Raw genomic sequence first — 8668 nt, 5'->3', positions numbered from 1 at the left:
TATCGTATCATATCTGACCGTATTAGAGCGCATAATCTTGACAACCACGATTCAGCCTTGGAAGCATGTGCTGGATTATGGAATTTTTACTTATCTAATTGAAAATCAGCATTGCATCAAGTCTAATGAAATTTTTAAAGAAAGATCTAAATCTTTAAATTTTGTCAAGCCTCCTGAATGCCTTGACTCATTTTTAAAAAATGAAAGTATAAATAGTACTAACGAAATTTTTCAAAGTGAAATTGAAAAAAGTGCCCGTGAGTATAATATTGATCTTAAAATACTTTACGATAATAATTGTCAACTTATAAACCAATCTATTAATGATCTTAAAGTAAAGTACCAGAAAATCGAAGAGTCATGGAATTTGGAGTTGAAGAACTTTGTGCAACAATCGAAAGAATATAAGGATAAAATTGATATCTTAAAGAATAATTATTTTAAACATGATCAAAAATCAATTAGGGAATATCATCATTTAATATTACAAGAAATTGTTTATGATAAATATTTTTTAAAGTCTATTACTGTTGATTACATAGTCGAAAGTAAAATTCTTATAATTGAGTACCTGTTACCAACAATTGAACAATTTCCAAAAATTAAAGAAATTAAGTTTTTAAAGACTAAAAATGAGCTTAAAGAAATAATTTATTCTGAAAGAGAACTTGATAAATTATATAACGACATTATTTATAGAATTGTATTGGATTTAATTAGAATATCATTCAATGTTGATGAAATAGATGCAATTAAATGCATTGTTTTTAATGGATGGTCAAATGCAATTAATAGAGCAACTGGAAATTTTGACAAGGCGTGTATACTTTCGGTAGTTTCTAACAAAGATGAGTTTGCTAGAATTAATTTAGCCGAAGTTGATCCAAAAGAATGTTTCAAGAAATTAAAGGGTATATCAGCATCCAATATTAAAAATCAAACTCCAATTAATCCAATAATGTCTATTGATAGTAACGATAAACGTTTCATTTCCTCCAAAGAAATTGAAATTAATTCATTTACCAACCTAGCTTCTATGAATTGGGAGGATTTTGAACACCTAATAAGAGAATTATTTGAAAAAGAGTTTAGCGTTACCGGTGGTGAAGTTAAAGTAACTCAATCTAGTCGAGATGGTGGTGTTGACGCTATCGTCTTTGATCCTGATCCTATTAGAGGTGGTAAAATAGTGATTCAAGCCAAACGGTATACGAATCTAGTTGGAGTATCCTCTGTGCGTGATTTATATGGTACAGTTATGAATGAAGGAGCCACAAAAGGTATTTTGGTAACAACTTCTGATTATGGTCCTGATTCATTTAAATTTGCAAAAGATAAACCAATTACTTTAATTAATGGTGGACATTTACTATTTCTATTGGAGAAGCATGGGTATAATGCTCGAATAAATATCAAAGAAGCAAAAGAAGATTTTAAGTAAGTAGGTAATTTGTTTTTATAGATATTTGGCCTAAACCTTCTCCATGGGTTGTGTCTCACAGCCCGCTCGCAAGCACCACATCCAATTTTAGGTTGAAAACAAAACTCTCAAATAGGTGGCGGTGTATGGTAATTCAGGTTTTCAACGCTGTGTAACAAAGCCCATGGAAGAGAATAGCAGATAACAACAACATGTTTAATAATGAAATAATCTATCCATATACTATCCCTTACAGGGCTTTCCTATAAAAACTTATTTCGGCCAGATTTGGGTTTTTGGCACTACCCAAGAGATATGAAAGCAGCTATTCCACTGCTGATCCAGGTTCAAAAGGCTTAAAATGCCATTATATCCAAACCTTTTTTATAGATTTTACCCATATTTAATATAAGTATTTCTATATCTGATTTTTATAGGAAAACCCTGCTATCCCTTATACGCCATAAAAATGCGGTTACCTAACTTATACACACAGCTTTTCTTCGTCATATTGGGCTTTTCATTATCGCTCAATCTAAAAGCACAAACGGCTTTCCTGGAAGGTGTTCTTACTTATAAAGCGGATACTATTAAGAGACTTGGAGCATTTCCGGGGGGGTATATTGTTTCCCAGGTGATTGTTTATAAAAAACAAAATCAACAGCGAATTGAGGTTTGGCGAGTTAATAAATTCAATAAAGCTGATGTGAATAAAAATATTTATATCAGGAATAAAAAGGGAACTTATAGACTTATAGAATCACATGATTCGATAATGCCTGAATTAGCTAATTTTGCCATGTTCATGTCTTATGAAGAAGAAGAACTCCTCGAAGCCGAACGCATCGTAGGCGGTATTGGTAATAGCTACAAAGTCGACAAAGTGATTCAAAATATAAAATGGCTCGACTTATCAGCTCAAAGAGTGCTTGTAAAAGGAGGACCGAGAAACGAGGAGTCTGAAATGGTACTGACAAATGCCTTTGACATATCAATCAACTCAGTTTTTGACTCTATACTTGATAAATTACCTGGCACTCCACTAGAATTCGTTATCTATGAAAACGGTTGGATGATACGTTTAACAGCGGAAAAGCTTATACGTAAAAAAGTCTCTGATAAACTTTTTAGAGTAGATCCTAAATTTAAAATAATGAGCCTTGAAGAAATGATTCAGGGCATCTCGAATTTTGACTAATTATTGTATACTTCCTCCGTATGCTGTGACTCACAGCCCACATGCAAGCACCACATCCAATTTTGGGTGAAAAACAAAAGTCTCAACAGGTAGCGGTGTATGGTAACTTTGGTTTTCAGGGCTCTGAGACAAAACCCAAGGAAGACAAATTATTGATTTTTTAACATATAGCCGTATAAGACCACCGCACCTTGTACGGCTTTTTTATACTATTTTCAATAAAACTAAGAATTTAGTTTTGAAACTAAGAAAATAGTCTTAACTTTGATTGCGTTTCAAACTTAACCTGAATAGTTTACCTATAACTCTATGGAAATTAGATCATTGACCAGAGCCGAAGAAGAAATAATGCTGCATCTTTGGCAGATGGGAAGAGGCTTTGTAAAGGATATTTTGGCCGAAATGCCGGAGCCAAAGCCTGCATACAACACCGTTTCAACCATAATCCGGATACTCGAAAAGAAAGGTTTTGTGGGCTACATGGCCTACGGAAAAACCCACGAGTACTTTCCGCTCATCAGCGAAGCCGAGTACAAGCGGTTCGAAATGCAGCAGTTGCTTGAAAATTACTTCGACAATTCCCTCACCAAACTCGTATCGTTTTTTGTAAAAGACCACGACCTCACTACACGCGATCTGGACGAGATTATTCAGTTGATGCAAACAAAAAAAACGGAATAACTTCCGTACAGTACCCATTTTCCTAAACTTTAACTTGTATGGATTTTCTACTTTTTATCGGGAAAGTAAGCCTGTATCAGCTCCTGCTGTTTGGCTGCTATTGGCTTCTTTTGCGTCGCCACACCTTTTTTCGCTGGAATCGAGCCTACCTGCTCGGTTCGCTTTTGCTGTCGTTTGTGTTGCCTTTGGTGCAATATCCCGAAGCGGCACCGGAGTTGCCCGTGTATGAAGTTACGGCGGTGCAGTATGTGGTAGTGGCTGCCAAGCAGTCGCCTTCGCTGTTTACCTGGATCAATTTGCTGTGGGCCGTTTATGCCGCTGGCGTTGTGTTTATGAGCGTGCGGCTGTTCCGGCATTTTGCCAGCCTTCGGAAATTTATCCAAAAAGGCGATGCGCTTGAACTGGACGGCTACACGCTTATCCTGATGGACAACGACCGCATGGGTTCTTTTTCTTTCCTGCGTTGGGTGGTTATTAATCGGACCGACTACGAGCGGCATTTTGACACCATTCTGAGTCACGAACTTGTACACGTACAGCAGCGGCACAGCCTGGATATTGTGTTGGTGGAGGTGCTGCGCGTGGCTTTCTGGTTCAATCCAATTTTGATTTTTTATAAAAATGCCCTGCAACAGGTGCATGAGTTTCTGGCCGATTGCGAGCTCATGCCACAGCGCGACCGCTACGCCGAATTTCTGGTAGCCTACGCCCTAAATACCCCGATTGGCGCTTTGACCAATCATTTTTTTAATTCTTCACTCCTAAAATCCCGAATAGCCATGCTTTACAAAAATCGAAATTCCAACTGGTCCTTAGGCAAATACGCCGCCGTCGCTCTGCTCATTGGGTTTGTCTCGCTGCTTGCCGCCTCCTGCGAGCGCGAAGTGGTACCTACGAGCAATCAGAATGAAAAAAATATCTCTGGAAATGTTAACGTAGATGGTATTATCCTCGATGCTGATAACACGCCTATACCCGGTGCGTCTATTGAAGTAAAAGGGCTGTCGACAGGAACTACAACCGATGTCAACGGTAAATTTAGACTAAATGCTCCTGCCGGAAGAAATTTAGTCGTGAGCTTTCCCGAATATAAAACGCTGGAATTGGCCGTAAGCCCAACGCATAAAAACAACACATTTGCTATCAACATGACACCCGGCACAGGTACAGAGCAGGAGACCATCAAGCCCGATGTATCAATGGTGCCTTCGGCTGATGGGAAATCCGTGAAAATGACGGTGCAGTCAGTCGAAGCCAATGGGCAGCAAATTTTTACGGTGGTAGAAGAGAATCCAGAGTTTCCGGGAGGAATCGATGCTATGTTTAAGTTTTTGGGTGAAAACGTAAAATACCCTGAGGCCGCCGCCCGGGCAAATGTTTCCGGCAAGGTTTTCCTCTCGTTTGTGGTCAATACCAATGGAGAAATTGGAAGCATTCAGGTACTCAAAGGAATTGGCTTTGGAGCCGATGAGGCTGCTATTCGAGCGGTGCAGAACATGCCCCGGTGGAAACCCGGCATGCAAAGCGGCAAACCTGTCAATGTGCGCTACAATCTGCCGATCAATTTTAATATGGGTCTTGATGGAAAAGGAGAAGTAGGCAAAGCTACCGCACCCGGTAGTGTTACGACCGGTGGATGGAGCAAAGATGCTAAGCCGCTGATTGTGGTAGATGGTATTGAAAAAGCCGAGGATTTTTCGATGAATACGTTATCTCCCACTGATATTCAGTCGATTAATGTGCTGAAAGATAAGGCTGCAACTGATAAATATGGAGTCAAGGGTGTCAAAGGTGTTGTAGAAATTACCACAAAAAAGTAGAGACGTAAGATCTTACGTCTGAATGTACACGTAGAGCCGCAAAATTTTGCGGCTCTACAAAATAGACATCATGATTCCACTTCCATATCTATTTCAGGTAAACATGTACTGGCTGTTGTGTTATGCCTGCTATTGGCTGTTGCTACGCCGACAGACGCATTTTGGCCTGAATCGAGCCTATCTTTTGGGGGTATTAATGCTAGGTTTCATACTGCCGGTTGTGCAACTACCTGAGGTTTGGATGGAAAGTTTTGTAACCAAAGAGCGTTCAGTTACACGGCCCGTGATTGATAATTTCGTGATTGCAGAGACCCAAAATATCCATACTGCCGTAGAGCCACAAAATTTTGCGGCTCTACAACAAAGGCAACCCATTTTTGCTATTGACTGGACTGCCTGCTTAGGTACTCTGTACATTATCGGGCTGCTGTTCATGAGTGTTCGCCTGGGGTGGTCTTTACGAAGGCTTTTAGCTTTTTTTAGAGGAAAAGAGTATTTGCAAGTTGATGGATGTCAGGTATTTATATTGGATTCAAACGTCGTAGGTTCATTTTCCTTTTTTAATAAAATCGTGATTAATCAGAAAGATTACGAAGAGAATTTTGATACGATTCTCAGGCACGAGCTTGTTCATGTGCAGCAACGACATAGCCTTGATCTCCTCTTCCTGGAAGCTCTTACGGTGTTTTTCTGGTACAATCCAGTTCTTTTATTTTATAAAAAATCCTTGCAGGAAGTGCATGAGTATCAGGCGGATCGCTCATCGGTTTTGTCCCGTGAACAGTACGCCACGTTTTTGGTGAGCTATGCACTGCAATCGCCCACGGATTTACTTTCCAATTCCTTCCATGTTTCTTCACTTTTAAAAAAACGAATCTTTATGTTATATAAAAAACGCAATTCAAAATGGTCGCTGGTAAAATACCTGACAATTGCTCCGCTTGTGGGTTTGGTGCTGATCCTTACTGCCGGACGGGAGCATACGAGCACTCCAAAAACTGAAAGTCTGATGGAGCAAGTCAGCTTGATTCCTGAAAAGAGGATGGATGAAAATCGGAATCAAAAGAGTTTGGTTAAACCAGCGAATACGACCATAAAAGGAACCGTCAGAAGCTCAAAAACCCAGGCACTTTTGCCCGGTGCAAACGTAATCGTAGCAGGAACCAACGCTGGCACTACGACCGACGAAAACGGCACATTTGAACTGAAAAATGTGCCGCTGATGAGCAAGCTGGCGATTAGCTACATCGGGTATGAAATCAAAACCATCGAAATTACTAAACCAAACCAGGATGTTAACGCTGAACTTCTGTGGCAGCAGCGGGCTCTGGAAGACGTAGTTGTGGTTGGCTATAGTCCTCTACATGACGATGTGAGTCAGGCTAAAAATGGCCTTCGGCAGGAAATACCGGATTCGGTATTTTTTGTGGTCGAGCAGCTCCCCGAATTTCCGGGTGGCAAACAGGCGATGTATCAGTACCTGGGCCGGAATATTCATTACCCCACGGAAGCCCTTCGTAAAGGAATACAGGGAAAAGTGATCATTCAATTTATTGTAAGTGAAAATGGTATGATTCGCGAGCCTCAGGTTACCAAAAGGGTAGGATATGGCCTGGACGAAGAAGCTTTGCGGGTGGTGTTGAATATGAATTCCTGGAATCCCGGTAAGCAAAATGGACGACCCGTTCCAATGGAATATTCCTTGCCCATTGAGTTTCAGATAGAAAAATAGGTTCTGTCAGAGGATAAAGAAAAGCGGCAGGGCAGCTACCAAACTAAGTAGTGGAATGAGGGAGTTGCGAAGCAGGAACAAGCCAAATCTATGAATTTCTATTCTGTGGAGAATTTTTTGAATAAGTAAAGTTCGGTTGGTTATATACCGAATCCTTGATGTAAAAAAGCGTAGAATCGAAAGATTCTGCGCTTTTTTAATTTGCTACCAGTCAACTTCTTGAATAGTCTTCATCAACAGATTGGAAGTAGTATACTATGAATTTTTGCTAATTCTCCTTATTCCTAACCAAACACCTTCAAGACAAATGAATGACTCTACCAAAGTTCCTGAAAATGCCTCCCGACGTGATTTTATCAAGACTTCTTCACTGGCAGCTTCCTCTTTTTTCATTGTGCCCCGGCACGTGCTGGGCAAGGGTTTTATTGCCCCAAGCGACAAGCTCAACATTGCCGGCATCGGCGTAGGAGGAAAAGGCCGCAGCGACCTGGCGAGTTTTGCCAAAAGTCCAAACGTCAATATTGTGGCCCTGTGCGACGTTGACGACCGGCAGGCAGTAACCTCCCGCGAGACGTTTCCGAAGGCAACGTACTACAAGGATTTTAGAGAAATGCTGAAAAAAGAGCACAAAAATATTGACGCCTGCTCCATTTCTACTCCCGACAATACGCATGCTGTTGCCACGCTTGCCGCCATGCAACTCGGCAAGCACGTATATACCCAAAAACCACTGACGCACGATATTTACGAAGCCCGGATTTTGGGACAAGCCGCCAAAAAGTACAAGGTAATTACCCAAATGGGCAATCAGGGCGGTTCCGGAAATGGCGTGCGGCGCATGAAGGAAATTTATGATTCGGGAATTATTGGCGAAGTACATAAGGTACTTTGCTGGACCAATCGCCCCGTGTGGCCACAAGCCGTACCAACCGATACGGTTGACCCGATTCCGAAAGAGCTGGATTTTGACCTGTGGCTGGGACCTGCTCCGGCGGTTGGCTACAACAAAGCCTACCTGCCCTGGAACTGGCGCGGATGGTGGCCCTACGGCACGGGTGCCCTGGGTGACATGGCTTGCCACATTATGGACCCCGTATACCGAATTTTGCCCATTTTGTATCCCGTTTCGGTCGAATGCAGCGTAGCCGGCACCTGGACGTTTACGCTCCGCGAAAAAGACCACAATCCCGATTGGACGCCTTTTTCTACGTCCATTCATTTGGATTATCCGCGCAACGACGGCAAAGGAAACATAAAAGTGAGCTGGTATGATGGAGGTATTTTGCCAGAACTCCCCGAGGAACTTCTCCCCGGCGAAGCCTTTGGAAACTCCGATGGTGGCGTGCTGTTTATTGGTTCCAAAGGAAAACTGATGGCCGATTGCTACGGTGCAAATCCGCGTTTGCTGCCTTTGAAGGACAATCAGCTTTTGAATATTCCTGAAACCATTGCCCGTGTGCCTAATGAAGACCACTACCTGCAATGGGTAAACGCATGTATGGAAGGCTACGGCAAGGGCGTCACGAGCTCGCCTTTTGAATATGCCGGACCATTTACGGAAAGTATTCTTATTGGAAATCTTGCCCTTCGCAGCTGGATGCTGCGTGATAATCCTACGGCCAAGCGCTCAGTGGATCGGTATAACGGACGGAAGAAACTCTTCTGGGACGCTGAAAATATGAAGGTTACCAACTATGACCTGGCCAATCAGTATGTCAAACGCGACTACCGGGACGGCTGGGATTTGAAGCTGTAATGGCTGAATTTGGTGATAAAGCAAAAGCCCGAAGCGAACGTCGCTTCGGGCTTTTGCTTTA

6 protein-coding genes are annotated in these 8668 nt (G+C 41.9%); all 6 read left to right on the top strand.

The window, feature by feature from the left end:
* Positions 1 to 1441: restriction endonuclease (locus EZE20_RS17230; protein ID WP_207104706.1), on the top strand; the 1441-nt coding region annotated here is incomplete at its 5' end.
* A gap of 448 nt (positions 1442 to 1889) precedes the next feature.
* Positions 1890 to 2618, top strand: coding sequence for a hypothetical protein (locus EZE20_RS17225; RefSeq protein WP_132119924.1), 729 nt, complete (start codon positions 1890 to 1892; stop codon positions 2616 to 2618).
* Positions 2619 to 2927: 309 nt separating this feature from the next.
* On the top strand, positions 2928 to 3299 hold the full coding sequence (locus EZE20_RS17220) for a BlaI/MecI/CopY family transcriptional regulator (protein ID WP_132119922.1): 372 nt from the start codon (positions 2928 to 2930) through the stop codon (positions 3297 to 3299).
* A 38-nt stretch (positions 3300 to 3337) separates the two neighbouring features.
* Positions 3338 to 5119, top strand: coding sequence for a M56 family metallopeptidase (locus EZE20_RS17215; RefSeq protein ID WP_132119920.1), 1782 nt, complete (start codon positions 3338 to 3340; stop codon positions 5117 to 5119).
* Positions 5120 to 5189: 70 nt separating this feature from the next.
* Positions 5190 to 6851, top strand: coding sequence for a M56 family metallopeptidase (locus EZE20_RS17210; RefSeq protein WP_132119918.1), 1662 nt, complete (start codon positions 5190 to 5192; stop codon positions 6849 to 6851).
* Between the two features lie 307 nt (positions 6852 to 7158).
* Entirely contained in the window at positions 7159 to 8607 is a 1449-nt protein-coding gene (locus EZE20_RS17205) for a Gfo/Idh/MocA family protein (protein WP_132119916.1), read from the top strand.
* Positions 8608 to 8668: the final 61 nt, after the last annotated feature.

Source organism: Arundinibacter roseus, from assembly GCF_004348825.1.
Lineage (GTDB): Bacteria > Bacteroidota > Bacteroidia > Cytophagales > Spirosomataceae > Arundinibacter > Arundinibacter roseus.
This window is presented reverse-complemented; position numbering and strand designations above follow the sequence as displayed.